Origin of the sequence: Streptomyces sp. NPDC006487 (genome assembly GCF_042870555.1) — a bacterium.
GTDB lineage: Bacteria > Actinomycetota > Actinomycetes > Streptomycetales > Streptomycetaceae > Streptomyces.
In genome coordinates this window covers 220,296-238,808 of record NZ_JBIAHN010000013.1, presented here as the reverse complement: position 1 = coordinate 238,808, position 18,513 = coordinate 220,296, and the positions used below count along the sequence as shown (strand labels likewise).

The window sequence follows — 18,513 nt, the reverse complement described above, 5'->3', positions numbered from 1 at the left end:
TGATCGCGCCACTCAAGCCTGCGGGCATTTTCAATAAAGATTGACAGTCGTTGGGCCTCGTAGGGATGCTTCCCCCATCTGAACCAGCGTCACTCCAGCACCTCGGGCTCGCTCCCGCCGTCATGCCTACCAGGCGGACGAGCCCGGCGGGCCGGACGTGACGCACGTCATGCATCCGTCTCATGGGGGGACTTTCATGTCGAACACGCATGCCCTGACCCGCGCACTGGCCGCCACGGCCGTCGCCGGTCTGGCGGTCGGCCTTCTGGTCACCGCACCGGCCCACGCGGGCGAGCCCTCGAAGGGCCTGTCCGCCGTCTCCGTCGCGGACGGCGGCGACCAAGGTCCGTCGGTGGCGTACCAGCTCGCCGCCGGACCTCAGATCAAGCGCAGCGAGGTGATCAGGCGGGCCGCGTCCTGGGTCGGGCGGGGGCTCGTTTACGACGGGGGCGGCACCTACGAGGGGTACCGGAGGGACTGCTCGGGCTATGCCTCGATGGCCTGGAGCCTCGGCAAGCCCGGCCTGGACACCACCAGTTACGTCCCCAGCGGCGTCGCTTCCTGGATAGACAAGAGCGACCTCAAGCCCGGTGACGCCCTGCTCAACGATGCGGCCGGGGCTCTGGGCCACATCGCCATCTTCGCCGGCTGGACCGACTCCTCGAAGACCTCGTACGACGCCTACGAGTTCACCAAGTCGGGCGTGCAGCACAAGGCGATTCCCTACCCGTACTTCTCGGGTCACGGCACCTTCAGGCCGGTCCGCAACAACAGCATCGTCGACGATGCGGTCGCTTCCGGTCCGGACAACGTCGGTGTCTTCCGGCCGTCGACGGGTGAGTTCCATCTCCGTTATGACAATGGTTCGTTGGCGAAGGTGGCGTGGGGTCAGAGTGGTGACCTGCCGGTTTCGGCGAACTGGGACGGTGCCGGTCCGGACAATGTCGGTGTCTTCCGGCCGTCGACGGGTGAGTTCCACCTGCGTTATGACAATGGTTCGTTGGCGAAGGTGGCGTGGGGTCAGAGTGGTGACCTGCCGGTTTCGGCGAACTGGGACGGTGCCGGTCCGGACAACGTCGGTGTCTTCCGGCCGTCGACGGGTGAGTTCCATCTCCGGATGGACAACGGGAGTCTGACGAAGATCGCCTGGGGTCAGAGCGGCGATCAGCCCGTCTCGGGGAACTGGGACGGCGGTGCGGCGGCGAACGTCGGTGTCTTCCGGCCGTCGACGGGTGAGTTCCATCTCCGGATGGACAACGGGAGTCTGACGAAGATCGCCTGGGGTCAGAGCGGTGACCTGCCGGTCACCGCGAACTGGGACGGTGCCGGTCCCGACAACATCGGGATCTTCCGGCCCTCGACCGGTGAGTTCCACCTGCGGATGGACAACGGAAGCCTGACCAAGGTCGCCTGGGGCGCGCAGGGCGACCTCCCCGTCTCCGCCAACTGGGACGCCAACGCCGGGTGACCTCATCCCCGGAGGGGCGCGGCGACAGGCCGCGCCCCTCCGGGGAGCTCATGTGACGACACCTCATTGCCACCCGACCGGAAGCAGGACATCTCACCGTGAACCGCACCGTACGTCACCACTTCTCGGCCGTCGCCGCCACCGTGGCCCTCGCCGCCGGCGTCCTCGCCACGGCTCCGAGCGCCCTGGCGGTCGAGGGGGACGACCTCTCCGATCCGGCCACCGTCTTCTCCACAGCGAAGTACTCCTGTGGCACGGAGACCGCCTCCGACCAGGCCGTTGCCAGTCAGCTCAACGGTCAGCTCACCGGAACCCTGCGCGGGAGCCTCACCTCCTACCGGGTTTCGTGCGCCCGCGCGATCGTCAAGGCCGTCGAGGCCCGCGGCCTTCCGCATCGGGCCGCCGTGCTCGCCGTGACCACCGCCATAGTCGAGACCACTTTGGTGAACTATCCGAGTGGGGACCTCGACAGCGTCGGTCTGTTCCAGCAGCGGGACTCCTGGGGTTCCTTCGAGCAGCGCATGGATCCGACCTGGGCGACCAATGCCTTCCTCAACCAGTTGCTCAAGGTGAGCAACTGGCAGACCAGGCCGATAGGCGAGGTCTGCCAGGAGGTCCAGAGGTCCGCGTTCCCCGACCGCTACCAGGTGCAGGCCCCCGATGGCCAGCGCATCGTCGATGCCCTGTTCGGCACGCCCCATGCCGGTCCGGACAATGTCGGTGTCTTCCGGCCGTCGACGGGTGAGTTCCATCTCCGTTATGACAATGGTTCGTTGGCGAAGGTGGCGTGGGGTCAGAGTGGTGACCTGCCGGTTTCGGCGAACTGGGACGGTGCCGGTCCGGACAATGTCGGTGTCTTCCGGCCGTCGACGGGTGAGTTCCACCTGCGTTATGACAATGGTTCGTTGGCGAAGGTGGCGTGGGGTCAGAGTGGTGACCTGCCGGTTTCGGCGAACTGGGACGGTGCCGGTCCGGACAATGTCGGTGTCTTCCGGCCCTCGACGGGTGAGTTCCATCTCCGGATGGACAACGGGAGTCTGACGAAGATTGCCTGGGGTCAGAGCGGCGATCAGCCCGTCTCGGGGAACTGGGACGGCGGTGCGGCGGCGAACGTCGGGATCTTCCGGCCGTCGACGGGTGAGTTCCATCTCCGGATGGACAACGGGAGTCTGACGAAGATCGCCTGGGGTCAGAGCGGTGACCTGCCGGTCACCGCGAACTGGGACGGTGCCGGTCCCGACAACATCGGGATCTTCCGGCCCTCGACCGGTGAGTTCCACCTGCGGATGGACAACGGAAGCCTGACCAAGGTCGCCTGGGGCGCGCAGGGCGACCTCCCCGTCTCCGCCAACTGGGACGCCGGAAGCTAGGAAGGCGGCCCGGTAGCGGGCGGCCTGTCGGTCCGGCTCTCGAGCGGCCGGCTCGGAACTGCTGCAGGGCCCGGGAGGTACAGCGCTCCCGGGCCCAAGGCCTCGTAGCAGGCTTCGGGTATACCTTTCCCGACGGCTAGAGTGCCCACCAGCCGGTTTGAGGAGGCAGGTCATGACCGACGAGGACGCAGTACCGCCCGAGGTCCAGGCATCGCAGGACGGACCCGGCGGAGAGGCGGAACTGCTCGGTCAGCGCGTCGAGTACCTCCTCACGTACGTGCAGCCGCTCGGCAGGCGCTACACGCTCCAGGAGGTCGTCGACGGCATCAAGGAAGCCGCCGGTACGAACGACCCGAAGCTGTCCGTCGGCCGGCTGTGGGCGCTGGCCAAGGGCAAGGTGGCCAATCCCACCATCGGCACGCTCCGCGTCCTCGGGGAGTTCTTCGGCGTGCCGCTCGCCTATTTCATCGACGACGAAGTGGCTGCGCGGGTATCGGCACAGCTCGCTCTGGTGGCGGCCATGCGCGCCAACGACGTGCGTTCGGTGGCCCTGCGCGCGGCCGCCGTCGCGACGATGTCCACGCAAGGCATCGAGGCGGTGCGTTCCCTCGTCGAGCAGGGACGCGTCATGGGCGACGGCCCGGCGGGCGCGGGGAGCCCGATCCCCAAGGCCTGAGGGCCTCCACCCCAGTACAGTCGGCCCGGGGAGATCACGCGGGGCCGCCGGGCGGCCGCGTGTTCGGCCGATACGGCGGGGCGGGGACATGCGACGCGATGAATGGCGACAACTGCGGGCGCGATACGAGCAGGTGGTGCAGCCCTACGACCTTCCGCACCCCTTCGAGGTCGAAGACCTCTGCGCCGCCGTGGCCGCTGAACGAGGACGCCCGCTGACCCTGCTTCCGATGCCCGCCGGCTTGGCCGACGGCTCCGGAATATGCGGGATGTGGGTGTCCATGGGCGCCGCGGACCTCGTCTACTACACCCCTGTCGCGAGTCGGCCCCACCAAACGCACATCATCCTGCACGAGCTGGCCCACATCCTCCTGGATCACCGGGAGCCGAGCCTTCCGCACCCCGAGATGCTGGCGCAGCTCTTCCCCGACCTGGACCCCGAGATGGTCACCCGGCTCCTGGGCCGCGGCCGTACCAAGGCCACCACCCGCCAGGAGCAGGAGGCGGAGCTGCTTGCTTCCGTCATGTGGCAGCGCTTCAGCGCGACCCCCGTCGCCGTTGCGACGGCGACTTCGGACACGGCGGACACCCTCAACCGGGTGCTCGGAGCGTTCACCGGACGCAGCGGGCAGGTGTCCACATGAGGCTGTTCGACATCGTCGTCGTCCCGCCCCTGTGGCTGTTCGCCCTGTGGAAGCTTCCGCATCTGAAGTCGGCGTCCAGGCGCGACCGCGTCCTGTGGACGATGTGGATGCTGTGGGCCGTGCTCTTCACCATCGGAGTGCCGGCGGTGCGAACGGTTCTCGACGCGGCCGTGGGCATGGAGGGCTTCGCCAAGCTGCCGGTGCACATGCTGGGCCTGTGCGCGATGACGGCGTTCGTCGAATTCATTCGGGAGGCGACCGGTGCCCGGCGGAACTCGAAGGCGTGGCTGCGCTGGGTTCTGCTGGGGCTCGCGGAGGCCGGACTGGTCACCGCGTTCTTCGCGTCGCCGCTCCCGGAGGGTGATGCCGACCTGGTGACTCGGACGGATCTGCCCCAGATGCAGGTGTACTGGGCGATCTTCCTCGCCTACATCGGCCACGGGGTGGTCAGGAAGATCCACCTGTGCTGGCGCTACGGCCGCCAGGCCTCGCCCGGCCCGTCGCGCACCTCGATGAACCTGCTGGGGCTGGCCAGTTGTTTCGGTCTGCTCTACGTCGTCCACCGACTGGTGTACCTCGTGGCGGCCGTGGCCGGAGCGACCAGTACGGCCGGATTCTTCGCCACCTCGCAGACACTGCTGGCCTGCACTCTCGTGCTGTTCCTCGCGAGCATGGCCTATCCCTCTCTGGCCGGAGCGGCAAAGCGCCACCGGTTGCGCAAGGACCGCCGGGTCCTGCGCCCCCTGTGGGAACTGCTCACGGCCGTGACGCCCGAAGTGGTCCTGCCGTTGCCCGAAGTGCTCAGCCGGGACCACGAGTTCGTACGGTACCGGTACGTCATAGAGATCCGGGACGCCGCGCTGGCGGTGTCGGGCCACGTGCGGCCGGAGCAGGAGGCACGCGTACAGGAGGAGCTGACCGGCACGGGGCTGGCGGGAAGCGCGCTGGACGCGGCCTCGGAAGCGGCCCTGGTGCTGTTCGCCGTGGAGAGTGAACGAGCGGGGGCGGCGCCGTCGGCCGCGGAACACCCGCTGCTGCGGGAGGGGCCGGACATCGACGCGGAGATGGCCTGGATGCGGAGGGTGGCGGCGGCCATGTCGACTCCCGCCGTCGAGGCGGCCGTCGGCCGTCTGCGGTGAGCACGCCTGCACCCGGGCGGGCATCTCCTTGCGGACCTCGGGTACGCCGAAGGGGCGGCCGGTTCGGGCCGCCCCTTCGGGCTTGGTGCGGGTACCGCCTAGAGGAACGAGTTGATCTCGATCGTCTCGGTGCGGCCGGGGCCGACGCCGATCGCGGAGATCGGGGCGCCCGACATCTCCTCGAGGGCCTTGACGTACGCCTGGGCGTTCTTCGGGAGGTCCGCGAAGGTCTTGGCCTTGGTGATGTCCTCGGACCAGCCGGGGAGGTTCTCGTAGATCGGCTTCGCGTGGTGGAAGTCCGACTGCGAGTAGGGGAGCTCCTCGACGCGCTTGCCGTCGATCTCGTACGCGACGCAGACCGGGATCTCTTCCCAGCCGGTCAGCACGTCCAGCTTGGTGAGGAAGAAGTCCGTCAGGCCGTTGACGCGGGTCGCGTAGCGGGCGATCGGGGCGTCGAACCAGCCGCAGCGGCGGTCGCGGCCGGTGGTCACGCCGCGCTCGCCGCCGATGCGGCGCAGGGCCTCGCCGTCCGCGTCGAACAGCTCGGTCGGGAACGGGCCGGAGCCGACGCGGGTCGTGTACGCCTTCAGGATGCCGATGACGCGGCTGATCTTCGTCGGGCCGACGCCCGCACCGGTGCAGGCGCCACCGGCGGTCGGGTTCGAGGAGGTGACGAAGGGGTACGTGCCGTGGTCGACGTCGAGCAGCGTGCCCTGGCCGCCCTCGAAGAGCACGACCTTGTCCTCGTCGAGCGCGTTGTTGATGATCAGGGTGGTGTCGGCGACGTACGGCTTGATCTGCTCCGCGTACTGGAGCATCTCTTCGACGATCTGGGCCGGGTCGATCGCGCGGCGGTTGTACAGCTTCGCGAGGAGCTGGTTCTTGCCCTCCAGCGCCGCTTCGACCTTCTGGGTGAGGATCGACTCGTCGTAGAGGTCCTGCACGCGGATGCCGATGCGGTTGATCTTGTCCGCGTAGGTCGGACCGATGCCGCGGCCGGTCGTACCGATCTTGCGCTTGCCGAGGAAGCGCTCGCCGACCTTGTCGAGGGTGACGTTGTACGGCGTGATCAGGTGCGCGTTGCCGCTGAGCAGCAGCTTTGAGGTGTCGATGCCGCGCTCGTTCAGGCCGCGCAGCTCGGAGAGCAGGACGGCCGGGTCGACGACGACACCGTTGCCGATGACCGGGGTGCATCCGGGGGAGAGGATGCCGGAAGGGAGAAGGTGCAGTGCGTACTTCTGGTCGCCTACGACGACCGTGTGGCCGGCGTTGTTGCCGCCCTGGTAACGCACTACATAGTCAACGGATCCACCGAGCAGGTCGGTGGCCTTTCCCTTGCCCTCGTCACCCCACTGAGCTCCGAGCAGCACAAGAGCGGGCACAGGCGTACACCTCTTCCGGATGGGGCATGTCCAAGGTCAGGGGGCGTACGACGATGTACACCGCAGGCTGAGCCGTCGGACCGGTACCCCGGAATAGACGAAGGCCCTGGCGCAATAGCGCAAGGGCCTCTTGCACAAAGATGCTACCCGAGGAAGGACCGAGGTGTCGGCTCCAGAGCCCACCATGAGCCATGCGGGCGCGCCGGTAGGCGGCCTGCTCGTGCTCGTCGACCCGGTCGCCCGCCGTCTTGACGGCGAGTCCGTGCGAATCGCGAAAGATGTGCTGTCAGCGGGAGCGGCAGCGAAAATTTGTCTCCCGGACTCGCAGGAGGAGTTTGCGCGGGCCCTCGCCCGCCGGGGTCATCGGCAGCCGGTGATCGTGGGCGACGACCGCGCGCTCGTCCGGGCCGTCGGGCTTCTGCACCGGGAGCGGGCGCTGTCCGAGGGGGCCGTTTCGCTGATTCCGGTGGGGCCCGCGGGGTCGCTGGTACTGGCGCTGCAGCTCGGCGTGCCGCTGTCGGCCGTGTCGGCCGCGCGGGCGGTCCTGGACGGGGCCGTCGGCATGCGGGACCTGCTGGTCGACGACAGCGACGGGGTGGTGCTGGGCGGGATCGGCATCCCGCCGCCGCCCGCAGGGGCGGCGGCGGGGTCCCGGCCGGGGTCCGGTGGCGTGCCGCGGCCGGCCGGGCCGTCGGTGTGGAACGCGTACCGCTCGCTGGTCCGTACGTTCGCCCGCCCGCCCGCCGGTGCTTCCTCCGCGGGCGGATCCGGCGGGGGCCACCGGCTGCGGGTGGAGGCCGACGGGGTGGTCCTGGCGGATGTGGACCGGATGGTGGAGGGCGTCACCGTGTCGGCCCGGGAGGGCGACGGGCTGGCGGACGTACTGGTCCGGATGGGGGCGGTCACGGCGGTGGGCCTCGGCTCCGGGTCCGGGTCCGGCGCCGGCCCCGGAGCCGGCTCGGACTCCGGTGCCGGTTCCGACGCCGGCCCTGGTTCAGGGTCCGGTTCCGGTTCCGGCCGGGTGGTGCGGGTGCGGGCGTCGGCCGTGACGGTGTCCGGGGAGGATTTCCGCTACCGGTCGGACGTCGGCATCACCGGGCCGGTCCGCCGCCGTACGTGGACCTTGCACCCGGGGGCGTGGGGGCTGACACTGCCGCTGCAGCGCTGACGAGGGGGAGGGAGGGCGGGGCCGTGGCGGAGACCGTGGACGTGGGTGAGGCACCCGGGCCCGTACCCGAGCCCGTAGCCGTAGCCGTAGCCATGCCCGTCCCGGGTCCGGCGGATGATCCGGGCGGTGCCGGGCCGCCCGGGGAGGCGGCCGTCCGGGACGCGCTCGGTGACTGGCGGCAGGATGCCTTGCTGCTCTGTCTGCTGCCGGTGCTCTGCTGGCCCGCGCTGATCGGAGCCCTCGTCACCAGGCCCGCACCGTTGCGGGTGGTGTTGTTCGGGCTGCTGGGCCTGCCGCTGCTCGTCGGACTCCGGGAGCTGTACGTGGTCCGGCGCGTGCGGGGCCTCCTGCGCGCCCCGGGGCTGCGCTGGACCCCGTACGACGTGCGGGTGCTGCGCGGCCGCGGGCTGCCGCCGCTGCTCGCCCTGGGCGGCGACGGCGCAGGCCGGGTGCTGACCCTGGGGCCCCTGGGGCGGCGGGTGCTGGCGCCCCAGGGGCCCCGGACGCCCCGGGACCGGCGCCGCGGCGGACCGGGCGCCCTCCCGCTCCCGCTCCCGCTCCCGCTCCCGCTCCCGGGCGCGGGCGCGGAGCCGGACGCCTCCGGCCCGCCGACGGAGCGGCTCGTGTGGCTGGTCGGGGATCCGGGGCCCGGGGCCGTGGTGTGGGCGCCGCGCGCCCGGGAGCTGGGCCGGGCGCGCAGGCTGCGGCGGCGGGGCGGGCTCAGGCGGAGGCGGCCGCCTCGATGAGGTCGCAGACCGGGCCGGGCAGGGAGGCGCGGCAGGCGTGGCTCGCGTCGAGCTCGACGGTCTTGCGGGGGTTCATGCGGGCGGCCATGCGGCGCTCGTTGTCGGGTGGATCATGCGGTCCGCGGCGGAGACCCGGTACCAGGACGGCTTCGCGCGCCAGGCGGGCGCGGTGATGGCGTCGCCGAAGGCGGAGGCGAGCGGAGCCTTCTGGGTCACGCGCCTGACCAGGGCGGCCGGCAGACCCTGTCACGGCAGGTTCAGGGTCGCGCGGTGCGTGCGCCAGCGGTCCATCAGGCCCAGGAGTTCCGCCTGCATGAACTCGAAGAACGCCGCTGTCTCGGCGATCCGGGTGCCCGCGGGGGAGTCGGGGCCGAGGCTGGCCGCGCCGTCGCGGAGGGTCTTCTCCCAGAGGGTCAGGATCTGGTCCCGGCGGGTGAAGGTCTCGTACCAGAGCTCGTTGTGCAGGACGTAGCGGTCGCGTCGCGATCCCGGTTCGCGCTCCCGGCTGACCATGTTGACCTGGGACAGGTAGGAGACGGCTCCCGATACCGCCGCGGGGCTGATCCGCAGGGCCTCGCCCAGTTCCGCCGAGGTCATCGCGCCGCCGTCGCTCGCGAGCAGCCGGGCGAAGACGCGCGCCGCCATCCGCTGCATCCCCGCCTCGGTCAGCTGCGCGGCGAACCGCTCGACGAAGCGGGAGACCGCTTCCTCGTCCCGGGTGTCCGCATCGCTCTTCACGTCGTCGTTCCCGGAGTCGTTCACGTCTTCAGCCACCCTCCCGACTTTACGCGATTCCCGACCTTCACAAAATTGTGAAAGAAGCGTACGTTCGGAATCATGACGAAGGCAATCAGCGTCGCCGGACTCCACAAAGCGTTCGGCCGCACCCACGCACTGGACGGCCTCGATCTCGAGGTCACCACCGGAGAGGTGCACGGATTCCTCGGCCCCAACGGCGCCGGCAAATCCACCGCGATCCGGGTGCTGCTCGGCCTGCTGCGCGCCGACTCCGGCCTCGCCCGGCTGCTCGGCGGCGATCCGTGGGCCGACGCCGTCGAACTGCACCGCCGCATCGCCTACGTACCCGGCGACGTCACCCTCTGGCGCAACCTCTCCGGCGGGGAGGTCATCGACCTCTACGGACGCCTGCGCGGCGGCCGCGCGGGCCTCGACCGGGCGCGCCGAGCCGAGCTGATCGAGCGGTTCGAACTCGACCCGGCCAAGAAGGGCCGTACGTACTCCAAGGGCAACCGGCAGAAGGTCGCCCTCGTCGCCGCCTTCGCCGCCGACGTGGAACTGCTCATCCTCGACGAGCCCACCTCCGGCCTCGACCCGCTGATGGAGGAGGTCTTCCGCAGCTGCGTCTCCGAGGCCCGGGCCGCCGGCCGCACCATCCTGCTCAGCTCGCACATCCTCAGCGAGGTCGAGACCCTCTGCGACCGGGTCAGCATCATCCGCAAGGGCCGGACGGTCGAGACCGGCAGCCTCGCCGAACTGCGCCACCTCACCCGTACGTCGATCAGCGCCGAGCTCGCCGGACCGCCCAACGGGCTCGCGCACCTGCCGGGCGTCCACGACGTGGAAGTACGGGGCCGGAAGATCCGCCTCCAGGCCGACACGGACAAGCTGGACGCCGTACTGCGGTCGCTGGCCGCCTCGGGGGTGCGGTCCCTGACCGCGACCCCGCCGACCCTCGAAGAGCTCTTCCTGCGCCACTACGCCCGGGACGACGAGGCGGGAGAGCTGCGATGAAGCACCGCCAACTGGCCGGGACCGGAACCCTGCTGCGCCTCGCCCTGCGCCGCGACCGCGTCATGATGCCGGTCTGGATCCTGGCCGTGGCCGCCCTCGTGCTCAGCCTGCCCGCCTCACTCGAATCGGTGTACGGGACCCCGGCCGAACGGGCCCGCCTGCTCTCCACCCTGAGCGCGAACGGCTCGCTCCGAGCCCTCTACGGCCCCGCCTTCGGAGATTCGGTCGGCGCGCTGACCGCCTGGCGCGGCGGGGTCTTCGCCGGACTGCTCGCGGGGGTCATGAGCCTGACCATCGTGATCCGGCACACCCGCGAGGAGGAAGAGACAGGCCGTCAGGAGCTGTTGTCGGCAGCGATGGTGGGGCGCAGGGCCCCGCTGACGGCGGCGCTGCTGGCGGCCCTCGCCGCCAACGCGCTGGTCGCCCTCCTCATCGCGGCCGGGCTCGCCGGACGGGGCACGGGCGGAGCGCTCGCCCTCGGTCTCGGGATCGGCGCCACCGGGATGCTCTTCGCGTCCGCGGCCGCCGTCACGGCGCAGCTCACCGAGGGCGCGCGGCTCGCCAAGGGCCTGGCAGGGGCGCTGCTCGGCGCGGCCTTCCTCCTGCGCGCCGCCGGCGACGCGGGCTCGGCGGACGGTTCCTCGGCGCTGACCTGGATCTCGCCGCTGGGCTGGCTGGAGCACCTACGGGCCTTCGCGGCCGAACGCTGGCCGGTGCTCGTCCTGTTCGCGGCGGCCTTCGCCCTCCAGACGGCCGCGGCCTACGCGCTCGCCGGCCGCCGCGACCTCGGCATGAGCTTCCTGACGGTCCGCCCGGGCCCGGCCGAGGGACGGCTTGCCGGTGCGGGGGCGCTGGCGTGGCGGCTGCAGCGGGGCGGGCTGCTCGGCTGGAGCCTCGGATTCCTGGTGGCCGGAGCGGTCTTCGGGGGAATGGCGGACGGGGCCACCGAGCTGGTCGGCGACAACGCCAGGACCCGGGAGATCGTCGAACGGATGGGCGGCGCGGGCGGCCGGGCCGGCCTCACCGACGCCTTCCTGGCGACGATGGCCGGGATGCTCGGACTGGTGGCGGCCCTCTTCATCGTGTCGTCGGTACTGCGCCTGGGCGCCGAGGAGTCGGGGCAGCGCGCGGAACCCGTGCTCGCGAACGCCGTCGGCCGCCTGCGCTGGGCCGCCGGCCATCTGGCCGTAGCCTTCGGCGGCTCGGCGCTGATCCTGCTGCTGGGCGGGCTCGGCCTGGGCCTCGGCCATGGCGCGGGCCTCGCGCAGACCGTCGGGGGCGCTCTCGTGCAGCTCCCCGCGGTGTGGGTGATCGGGGCCGTCGCGGCCCTCCTGTACGGCGCGGTCCCCGGCCGCGCGTCGGCCGCCTGGGCGGTGGCAGGGGCCGTGCTGGCCCTCGGCTGGATCGGCCCCGCGCTGAACCTCCCCCGGGCGGTCCTCGACCTGTCCCCCTTCGCGCACCTGCCCCGGATCCCCGGCTCCGAGGCCCTGACCTGGGCCCCTCCTCTGATGCTGACCGCGCTGGCGGCGGCTCTCCTGGCCGCTGCCCTGACCGCCCTGCGCCGCCGGGACCTGATGGCCTGAGCCCCGATGTCCCTTGATCCACTATCTTCCGAAAAGTTGTCCACAGCTGTGGACAACTTTTCGGAGCGGCCTAAGCGGGGGTCACCAGCCGCGTCTCGTACGCGAACACCGCCGCCTGTGTGCGGTCCCGCAGTCCCAGCTTCACCAGGATCCGGCTCACGTGCGTCTTGATCGTGGACTCGGCGATGATCAGGCGATCGGCTATCTCCGCGTTGGACAGCCCCTGGGCGATCAGCACCAGCACCTCGGTCTCCCGCTCCGTCAGCTCCGTCAGTTCCGTGACCCCCGCGGAACCCACCTGCGGCCGGGTGTCCGACAACTTCGAGAACTCCGTGATCAGCCGCTTGGTCACGGAAGGGGCCAGCAGGGCTTCCCCGGCAGCCACCACCCTCACCCCATCGGCCAGTTGACGGGCGGAGGCGTCCTTGAGGAGGAACCCGGAGGCGCCGGCCCGCAGTGCCTGGTACACGTACTCGTCGAGGTCGAAGGTCGTCAGGACCAGCACCTTCGCGTCCGTGTCGGCGGCCACGATCTCCCGGGTCGCCTCCAGGCCGTTCATCTCCGGCATCCGGATGTCCATCAGCACCACATCCGGCTTCAGCGCCGCCACTTGGGCGATGGCCTCCCGCCCGTTCACCGCCTCCCCGGCCACTTCGATGCCGTCCATCGCGTTCAGCAGGACGGAGAATCCCTCACGGACCATCATCTGATCGTCGACGATGAGCACTCGGATCGTCATGCCGGATCCTTCGCCGTTTCCGGGCGGCTGCCGGCCACGGGTATGAACACCGCCACCTCGAACCCTCCGGAGGACCGCTCCCCGGCGGTCATCTCACCTTCCAGCATGGCCACCCGCTCGCGCATCCCGGTGATCCCCTGCCCTGCCCCCGGCGAGGGCCGCACATCTTCGGTGCCGGCCTCGTTGACGATGCGCAGGCCCAGCCCGCCCAGCACGTACGAGATCTCGACCCCGGCGGAGGCGCCCGGCGCGTGCCGCAGAGAGTTGCTCAGGGCCTCCTGGATGATCCGGTAGGCGGAAAGCTCCACCCCCGGAGGCAGCTCGCGCACCGCGCCCGTCACCGTCTTGTCCACGCTCAGCCCGGCCTCCCGCACATTGGCCAGCAGACCGTCCAGCGAGGCCAGCGTCGGCTGCGGGGCGTCCGGCGCCTCGTAGTCCGCGGAGCGGACGACGCCCAGCACCCGGCGCAGCTCGGTCAGGGCCGCCACCGCGTTCTCCCGGATGGTGACGAACGCGGCCTCCAGCTCCGGCGGCGGATTCTTCACCCGGTAGGGCGCGGCCTCTGCCTGGATGGCCACCACCGACATGTGGTGGGCCACCACGTCGTGGAGCTCCCGTGCGATCGTGGTCCGCTCCTCCAGCAGGGTCCGCCGGTCCCGCTCCACGGCGGTGACCTCCTGCTGCGCGGTGACCTCCTGCTCCGCCTGCTTGCGGATCGTGCGGATGCTCACGGCCAGCAGCGCGATCGCCGAGGCGAAGGCCATCGGCCCGATGTTGAGGGTCTGGCCCCGGCCGAGCACGATGGATATCCCGCTGCCGAGCAGCACGGTCAGTAGCCACATCCAGCCCGCGGTCCGAGGCCTGGTCCGCATGGCCACCAGGGTCACCGTCGCCAGGTACGAGGCGAACGTGACGGGAATCCAGGGCCAGTTGGGATCCCATTGATTGGGGAGCGAGAAGATCAGGGTGACCGCCATGGCCGCCCAGAACGCCGCGACCGGCCGGACCAGGGTCAGCACCACCGGGAGACCCGCCAGCAGCCCCATCACCAGGGAGACGGCCTGGGGCAGCCCGCTCGTGACGGTGGCGAAGACCACGATGAAGAAGGCCACCGTGCAGACGACCGCGTGCGGCAGCTGTGCGGCCTCCACCCGTATCCGCTGCGGGAGTCGCCGGATCAGCGGCCCGTCCGTGCGCATCGGGGGCAGTGGGCGGTAGGCGAAGGCGTCGGTGATCAGAGCCTGGCGAAGGCTCTGGATGAGGCCCGAAGCCAGCCGGATCTCTGGTGTCCGGGGGGTCGCCCCGGGGGTCGTCTCGGTCATGCTCCCCACGGTAGGTGGGCCCTGGCCTGGTCCGCGTCGCCGCTGAAGGGGATTTCCCGGGGTCCCCCTCAAGTACTACCGGGGCCGCTTCAGTAGCCCGTCGGACGGATCAGGCCCGTCTCGTACGCGAACACCGCCGCCTGTGTGCGGTCCCGCAGGCCCAGCTTCACCAGGATCCGGCCCACGTGCGTCTTCACCGTCTGCTCGGCCAGGATCAGGTGATCGGCGATCTCCGCGTTCGACATGCCCTGGGCGACCAGCGACAGGACCTCCGTCTCCCGCTCCGTCAGCTCGTCGATCCGCGCCTTCGAGGGCGCCCTCGGAGCTCCCAGCCGGGAGAACTCGGTGATCAGCCGCTTCGTGATGTTCGGCGCGAGGAGGGCCTCCCCGGCCGCGATCACGCGGACCGCCTCCGCCAGCTGATCGGCGGAGGCGTCCTTGAGGAGGAACCCCGAGGCGCCGGCGCGCAGCGCCTCGTACACGTACTCGTCGAGGTCGAAGGTGGTGAGCACGAGCACCTTCACCGCGGAGCCCGGGGCGGCGGTGATGAGGGAGGTGGCCTCGATACCGCCCATCCCGGGCATCCGGATGTCCATCAGCACCACGTCCGGGGCCAGCTCGGCGACCTTGGCCACGGCCTCGGCACCGTCTACGGCCTGACCGACCACCTCGATGTCGGGCTGGGCGTCGAGGAGCACGGTGAAGCCCTGGCGGACCATCATCTGGTCGTCGGCGATCATCACCTTGATCGGGGCAGCAGTCATGACTCCTTCTTCGTCTTCTTCGTCGTCTCGGCAGCGGGGGAAGGACCGCCGCCCGGGGACACGGGATCCATCGGCAGCACGGCGCTCACCTCGTACCCTCCGTCGGGGCGGGGGCCGGCGGCCAGCTCGCCCCCCAGCATGCCCGCTCGCTCCCGCATCCCCAGCAGCCCGTGCCCCGCTCCCATGGTCGGCGGGGCCGGCCGGGTGGGCGCGCTGTTGGCGACGCACAGGTGCACATCGCGGGGTCCGTAGGCGATGCCGACCTCCACACGGGAGCCGGGCGCGTGGCGCAGGCAGTTGCTCAGGGCCTCCTGAACGATCCGGTAGGCGGTGAGCTCCACCCCCGGGGACAACGGGCGGCGGATGCCCGCGATCTCGGTGGTGACATCGAGCCCGGCGGCCCGCACGTTGTCCACGAGGCCGTCCAGTTCGGCCAGGGTGGGCTGTGGATGGTGCGGACCGCCGTCCTCGTCGGGTTGCTCGGAACGCAGCACCCCCAGGACGCGGCGCAACTCCGTCAGCGCTTCCACGGCGTTCGCACGGATCCCGGCCAGGTTCTCTTTGAGCTCCTCCGACGGGTTCTCCACGAGGAAGGGGGCCACCTGTGCCTGGATGGAGATCACCGACATGTGGTGCGCGACGACGTCGTGCAGCTCGCGGGCGATCCGGCTGCGCTCCTCCAGCAGGGTGCGCCGGGCGCGCTCCTCCTCGGTGAGGGTCTCCTGCCGGACGAGCTGCGTGCGGGTCAGCCGGGTCGCGCGCAGGGCGTAGCCGAGGAGCCCGGTGAAGGCGAAGAGGAGGACGGCCCCGGGGGTGCCGGTGCCGCTGTTCTCGGGCCTGAAGAAGGCCTCGGCCAGACCGGTGGCGCCGACGACGACGGTCACCGCCCCGACGGTCACCCGGGGCGGCACCCGCAGGGACACCAGTAGCAGCACCGGGGCGAAGGCGAACATCCCGGCCGGCATCCACGGCCAGCTCTGGCCCTGCCCGACGTGGCCGTGAATCTGCCCGGCGACCAAGCCCGCCGCGGTCAGGCCGAGCCAGTACCCGGCCATCGGCCACCGCATCGCGATCACGATGGACCCGCCGACCATGGTCGCCAGCAGGGACCGGACGGAGCCGTGGACCTCGTAGTGATTGCTGAGCTGCTCCGTGGTGACGGCGAAGAAGGCGGCCGCCAGATAGAGGAGCACCACGTGCGGGAGCCAGGCCAGCCAGCGCGGTTTCGACATCCTCGGCAGGGGATCGGCCTTCAGGTCCAGGAGCCCCCGGGCCACGCCCGCCACCACGGCCGAGGCGGCGTTCTGGGCCGGGCCCGGGGCCGGGGTCGGGGGCTCGCTCTGCTCGTTCACATCGTCCAGCCTAGGCATGGAGGGTCTCCTTGGCGGGAGCCAGCGGGCCGGTGACTGTGCTTTCACCGGCCGGAGTTGAACCGGTGAGGGCGTTGGGGGAAGCGTTCCCCGGGGCCGGGGCCGGGGCCGGGGCAGTGGCAGTGGCAGTGGCAGTGGCAGTGGACGAGGCGACGATCCGGGAGGGGGTGGCCGGAGTCCCGGAGGATCCGCGCCGGGTCCGGCCGCCGGGGCGGCTGCCGACCTGTTCGTAGGTGTGGAAGGCGGCCCAGCAGACCGCCAGCGCGGCAGCGAACGCGGGGAGCCACAGCAGCCGGACGGCTATCCACTGCGCGGAGGCGGGCACGGTGTGCAGGCCGGGCAGATCGGTGGAGACCAGCAGCCCCAGCGCGGTGACGGCCATCATCGCGGTCTGGTGCCACAGGAAGATCGTCATGGCGGACAGGTTCACCAGCGCCACCTTCGCCCAGGCCCGCGGCCGGCTCATCACCCGGGTCAGCGGCCCCCGGAGCAGCAGTGCCAGCCCGCACTGGGCCAGGCCGAACGCCACGGCGGCCAGCGTCGGCGGGTTCAGATTCGAGATCGCGGCCCCGGGGACACCGACCATCGAGGCCGGGTACCCGCCCCAGAGGATCAGTGCGGCCGTGGCGGCGATCCCGCCGCCCAGCAGGAGGGCGGCCCCAGTGCGCCGGGCGAAGGCGCCCCGGGACCAGGCCGCGCCCAGGGTGTAGGGCACCAGCCAGCCGGCGGCCACATTGACCCAGCCGATCCATTCAGGCCCGCCGAACCCGAAGCGCCAGACATCGACCGAGGCCACCACGGCCAGCGGCCACAGCGGGCTCAGCCGGGCGACGAGCGGGGTCGCGGCGGTGAGTGCGGCGAAGACGAGGAGGAACCACAGGGGCGACAGGACGAGCTTGAGCAGGGTCCGGACGGTGTCCGTCCCGACGCCGCCGAGCAGCATGCCACCGGCGGCGACGCTCCAGAGGACCAGAACGGCGGCGACCGGCCGGAACAGCCTGCCGAGACGCTGGCGGACCCACGGCCCGTACGGGACTCCGCGGTCGCGCGCCGACGCGTACCCCTGGGCCGCGACATGGCCGCCGACCAGGAAGAAGACGGCCAGGGTCTGGAACACCCAGGAGACCGGGGCCAGTCCGCTCATGTGGGCCAGCGGGCTGGTGGTGCTGAGGCTGCCGTCGGCGCTGGTCAGCGCGGTGACCAGCCAGTGGCCCAGTACCACGCCGAGGATGGCGAAGGCCCGGAGCGCGTCCACGGCCCGGTCCCGGTGGGCCGGGGTTCCTGCGTCGATGCGGTCCGCGAGAACGGACCAGCGGGTCTGCGGTTCACGCACGCGCACGGGAGACCTCCGGAGCAGCGGGGGCGGACGGGGAGGAGCCGAGCACGATCCCGGCCAGGCCGTTCAGGGACTCGCTGCCCGGCTTGAGGTAGTCGCTGTGGCCGCCGGAGCCCGCCGCGAAGGGCAGGGCCCCGAAGGCCGGGTCCACGGGATCGGCGCCGAACCCGATCCCGCCCACGCGGACGTGCGGGACACCGGAGATCCAGTCGTCGCCGCCCCGGCCGGCCCAGACCCGGGCCCGGGTCGGCAGGTCCGCGGCGGATTCGGCTCCCGTGCCCGGACTGCCGAACAGTGCGATGTCGGTGACCTCGGGGCCCGTCTCCGTACGGGCGCAGACGACGGACCCGTAGGAGTGACACAGGAGCGAGAGGCGGGCCTCCGGGGCGGCCAGCCGGGCCAACCGGGGGAGGAAGGAGCCCAGTTCGGCGGCGGCCTCGTCGGCGCGGCCGGTGGTCAGGACGGCCGGGCTGACCGTGCCGGGGGTGTCGTACCCGAGCCAGGCGACCACGGCGGAGCGGGGGTGCTCGGCGCGTAGGCGCTGCTGAAGGGCGACGGCCCCGGCGCGGAACCTCTGGTAGGTGTCCAGCGTCGTGTCCGACCCGGGGACCAGGACCGCCACCCGGTCGGCGGTCTCCAGGTCGCCGAACACCTCTATCGCCCGGCCCTTGCCGCGCCCGTCGAAGACGAGGAACCGGGCGTCGCCGCCCGCCTCCATCGCCCGGAGCTTCGCCGCACGGCCGGCACGCCCGGCGTTCTCCGCGGTACGGGCCGCCTCGGCGAGGTCGGCGAGATGGGCTGCGTACCGGTCGGGGAGGGCGGCGCCCTCCCCGAGGACCGAGGGGGCCGGCGCGGGGACATCGGGGGAAGCGGCGGCGGAAACGGGGAACACCACGGCCGCGGCGACGAGTCCGGCCAGCAGCGTGCGGCGCAGACGGCCGCTGCTGCGGCCGTCGGGGCGTGCGGTGGGTCGGGGTCGGCGGCTCATGGATCCGGTCCTTCACTCGTGCCAGAGGGGGCGTTGGTGCGTTGCGTTGTTCTCTGGTCACGAAGTT

The 18,513-nt window shown here is 71.4% G+C and carries 18 protein-coding genes; 9 read left to right on the top strand and 9 right to left on the bottom strand.

Annotation, left to right across the window (positions count from 1 at the left end):
- Nucleotides 1-196 precede the first annotated feature (196 nt).
- From ACFYM0_RS24225 to ACFYM0_RS24205, 5 genes are all read left to right on the top strand, one after another.
- Nucleotides 197-1,468, top strand: a complete 1,272-nt coding sequence (locus tag ACFYM0_RS24225) for a hypothetical protein (RefSeq protein WP_388504706.1) — start codon at nt 197-199, stop codon at nt 1,466-1,468.
- 98 nt (nt 1,469-1,566) lie between these two features.
- Entirely contained in the window at nt 1,567-2,838 is a 1,272-nt protein-coding gene (locus ACFYM0_RS24220) for a hypothetical protein (protein ID WP_388504703.1), read from the top strand.
- Nucleotides 2,839-3,010: 172 nt separating this feature from the next.
- Nucleotides 3,011-3,514, top strand: coding sequence for a hypothetical protein (locus ACFYM0_RS24215; RefSeq protein WP_388504700.1), 504 nt, complete (start codon nt 3,011-3,013; stop codon nt 3,512-3,514).
- A gap of 88 nt (nt 3,515-3,602) precedes the next feature.
- Nucleotides 3,603-4,157 (top strand): hypothetical protein, encoded by a 555-nt coding sequence (locus tag ACFYM0_RS24210; RefSeq protein WP_388504697.1) that lies wholly within the window; start codon nt 3,603-3,605, stop codon nt 4,155-4,157.
- Entirely contained in the window at nt 4,154-5,296 is a 1,143-nt protein-coding gene (locus tag ACFYM0_RS24205) for an MAB_1171c family putative transporter (RefSeq protein WP_388504695.1), read from the top strand. The genes ACFYM0_RS24210 and ACFYM0_RS24205 overlap by 4 nt, the downstream gene beginning before the upstream one ends.
- 98 nt (nt 5,297-5,394) lie before the next feature.
- On the opposite strand, the gene ACFYM0_RS24200 is transcribed toward ACFYM0_RS24205, so the two are convergent.
- A complete protein-coding gene (locus ACFYM0_RS24200) occupies nt 5,395-6,678 on the bottom strand; it encodes an adenylosuccinate synthase (RefSeq protein ID WP_327254123.1) in 1,284 nt (427 codons plus the stop codon).
- Between the two features lie 184 nt (nt 6,679-6,862).
- Between ACFYM0_RS24200 and ACFYM0_RS24195 the strand changes: the two genes are divergently transcribed.
- Together ACFYM0_RS24195 and ACFYM0_RS24190 are read left to right on the top strand one after the other, a co-directional pair.
- A complete protein-coding gene (locus ACFYM0_RS24195) occupies nt 6,863-7,846 on the top strand; it encodes a diacylglycerol kinase (RefSeq protein ID WP_388504692.1) in 984 nt (327 codons plus the stop codon).
- Nucleotides 7,847-7,869: 23 nt separating this feature from the next.
- The gene (locus tag ACFYM0_RS24190; RefSeq protein WP_388504690.1) at nt 7,870-8,592 is read left to right on the top strand and encodes a hypothetical protein; all 723 of its coding nucleotides are present in this window, start codon (nt 7,870-7,872) and stop codon (nt 8,590-8,592) included.
- A 72-nt stretch (nt 8,593-8,664) separates the two neighbouring features.
- Here ACFYM0_RS24190 and ACFYM0_RS24185 read toward each other — a convergent pair whose 3' ends face one another.
- Nucleotides 8,665-8,808, bottom strand: coding sequence for a hypothetical protein (locus ACFYM0_RS24185; protein ID WP_388504687.1), 144 nt, complete (start codon nt 8,806-8,808; stop codon nt 8,665-8,667).
- 30 nt (nt 8,809-8,838) lie between these two features.
- On the bottom strand, nt 8,839-9,366 hold the full coding sequence (locus ACFYM0_RS24180) for a GbsR/MarR family transcriptional regulator (protein ID WP_388504685.1): 528 nt from the start codon (nt 9,364-9,366) through the stop codon (nt 8,839-8,841).
- A 63-nt stretch (nt 9,367-9,429) separates the two neighbouring features.
- On the opposite strand from ACFYM0_RS24180, the gene ACFYM0_RS24175 reads away from it, so the two are divergent.
- Both ACFYM0_RS24175 and ACFYM0_RS24170 read left to right on the top strand, forming a co-directional pair.
- Nucleotides 9,430-10,344 (top strand): ATP-binding cassette domain-containing protein, encoded by a 915-nt coding sequence (locus ACFYM0_RS24175; protein ID WP_388504683.1) that lies wholly within the window; start codon nt 9,430-9,432, stop codon nt 10,342-10,344.
- Entirely contained in the window at nt 10,341-11,927 is a 1,587-nt protein-coding gene (locus ACFYM0_RS24170; RefSeq protein WP_388504681.1) for an ABC transporter permease, read from the top strand. Before ACFYM0_RS24175 ends, ACFYM0_RS24170 begins: the two co-directional genes overlap by 4 nt.
- A gap of 70 nt (nt 11,928-11,997) precedes the next feature.
- Here ACFYM0_RS24170 and ACFYM0_RS24165 read toward each other — a convergent pair whose 3' ends face one another.
- The 6 genes from ACFYM0_RS24165 to ACFYM0_RS24140 form a co-directional block, all read right to left on the bottom strand.
- On the bottom strand, nt 11,998-12,666 hold the full coding sequence (locus ACFYM0_RS24165) for a response regulator (RefSeq protein ID WP_388504678.1): 669 nt from the start codon (nt 12,664-12,666) through the stop codon (nt 11,998-12,000).
- On the bottom strand, nt 12,663-13,988 hold the full coding sequence (locus tag ACFYM0_RS24160) for a sensor histidine kinase (protein ID WP_388504675.1): 1,326 nt from the start codon (nt 13,986-13,988) through the stop codon (nt 12,663-12,665). The genes ACFYM0_RS24165 and ACFYM0_RS24160 overlap by 4 nt, the downstream gene beginning before the upstream one ends.
- Before the next feature lie 89 nt (nt 13,989-14,077).
- Nucleotides 14,078-14,752, bottom strand: a complete 675-nt coding sequence (locus ACFYM0_RS24155) for a response regulator (protein WP_388504673.1) — start codon at nt 14,750-14,752, stop codon at nt 14,078-14,080.
- Nucleotides 14,749-16,122 (bottom strand): sensor histidine kinase, encoded by a 1,374-nt coding sequence (locus ACFYM0_RS24150; protein WP_388504670.1) that lies wholly within the window; start codon nt 16,120-16,122, stop codon nt 14,749-14,751. The genes ACFYM0_RS24155 and ACFYM0_RS24150 overlap by 4 nt, the downstream gene beginning before the upstream one ends.
- Nucleotides 16,115-17,455: an acyltransferase gene (locus tag ACFYM0_RS24145; RefSeq protein ID WP_388504915.1), complete on the bottom strand. Its 1,341-nt coding sequence runs from the start codon at nt 17,453-17,455 to the stop codon at nt 16,115-16,117. The genes ACFYM0_RS24150 and ACFYM0_RS24145 overlap by 8 nt, the downstream gene beginning before the upstream one ends.
- Nucleotides 17,448-18,446, bottom strand: coding sequence for an alpha/beta hydrolase (locus tag ACFYM0_RS24140; protein ID WP_388504667.1), 999 nt, complete (start codon nt 18,444-18,446; stop codon nt 17,448-17,450). The genes ACFYM0_RS24145 and ACFYM0_RS24140 overlap by 8 nt, the downstream gene beginning before the upstream one ends.
- Nucleotides 18,447-18,513: the final 67 nt, after the last annotated feature.